This is a genomic window from Pseudomonas sp. D1HM (genome assembly GCF_019266105.1).
Taxonomy (GTDB): Bacteria; Pseudomonadota; Gammaproteobacteria; order Pseudomonadales; family Pseudomonadaceae; genus Aquipseudomonas; species Aquipseudomonas taetrolens.
On the sequence record NZ_LRMN01000033.1, the window covers coordinates 1 to 1,429 of the forward strand.

A 1,429-nucleotide genomic window follows, 5' to 3' on the forward strand; every position below is an offset into this window, starting at 1 on the left:
AGGGTTTGCGGAATCATTGAGCGCCTCCTTAGGCTTCCAGAACTTCAGTCAGCCACTGGTTAGTGACCTCAATTTGGAAAATCGGGTTTTCCGCCGGCGGAACATCGGTAAAGCGAATGATCCACCACACCTTGCCCTCCTCTATCTGGCTGGCCGTGGTCTTCTCCAGGTCGGGATAGACCTCAAAGTTGATCACCGCGCCCTGTGCCTTCAGGTCACGCATAAAGGCGTTGACCGTCTCGTTCACGTCCTTGACGTAGGTCTTGGTGATGCCCCGGTCAACCGCCCATTTCATTCCCGCCTGAATCGCTTCCATCACCATGTCGGTGGTACGAACCCGGGTGACAAACGACCACTTCGCATCACTCGACAGGGTCCGGTTGCCCCACAAGCGATAACCGCCATCACGAATGATTGTGGTGATGTGTGCGCCATTGAGCAGGTTGGCGCGGCAGGTCTTATCGCCGTCCAGGTACTCGACCGGGCGCACCGTGCCGGTGATGCCCGCAATCTCTTTGTTCGACGGCGAGGCCCAGAAACCAAAGCGCGAGTCCGTCTGTGCAAACAGACCTGCTGCGATCGCAGAACCCGGCACCGACACATCGGCATTCGCGCCGGTGCTCCACTGCTTGATCGCTGGATCGACCATGTACAGGCGCTTGGAGCCGAAGTTGTCGGCGTAGGCGATGGCGGCCTCATCGGTGGTGTTAGGCCCGTCAATGATGCCGATGGCTTTCAGCTTGCCGGCGAGCACATCCATCGCGGTGGCCACCGCTTCAGTGGCGCTGTGCTTGGGTGCAATGATCAACCGCGGCTGCAGGTTGAACAGGCTCTTGCCGTCCAGCAGCGCTTGCAGGCCGGTACGCTTGCCATCGGCCGATACGCCGCCAATCACGGCACTGGTCAGCACGGCCGCCTCGGTATCAGCCGGCACACCCACGGCCACGATCGCAGCCGCCGACTGGTTGAAAATGGCCTTACAGGCCCGGGTGATCGCCGAATCAGGGCCGAATGCGGCCACGGCTTCACTCTCACGGGTCAGCAAGGTGGGCACGTCGGAAGCCACCAGGCCCAGCCCCGGGGTGAAGGTATCGACGATGCCGATGATCGAGGACGAAGGCAGGGAAATAATGCGGGCACCGGTCTCGACCAGCGACACCGTAATACCGTGAAAGAAGTCGGTAGAACTCATGGCTTACTCCATAGAAACAAAAAAACCGCCAATGGGCGGTTGCGTTACAGCGTTTGAGCTGGGGGTTTAAATAGGTTTGACGCGATAGCCGACAGCAATCCAGCGCACGCCGAAGTTCTGCGCAGCACTGACGTATTCGGTAAAACTGGTAATGAATCCCGACGTCGACATTGAGTTTTCTGCGATCGCGCAAGTGATGTGTGACGCTGGGTCGGGTGAGTTTGGATGCTCCATAAT

1 protein-coding gene is annotated in these 1,429 nt (G+C 58.9%); it reads right to left on the reverse strand.

The genetic code is table 11. The features are described 5' to 3' along the window. Positions 1–28 precede the first annotated feature (28 nt). Positions 29–1,192 (reverse strand): phage tail sheath family protein, encoded by a 1,164-nt coding sequence (locus AWM69_RS22445; RefSeq protein WP_218728561.1) that lies wholly within the window; start codon positions 1,190–1,192, stop codon positions 29–31. Between the last annotated feature and the right edge of the window lie 237 nt (positions 1,193–1,429).

Excerpts from the sequence above, each read along its gene's own strand:
- AWM69_RS22445 (WP_218728561.1), bottom strand. The coding sequence starts at position 1,192 with ATGAGTTCTACCGACTTCTTTCACGGTATTACGGTGTCGCTGGTCGAG.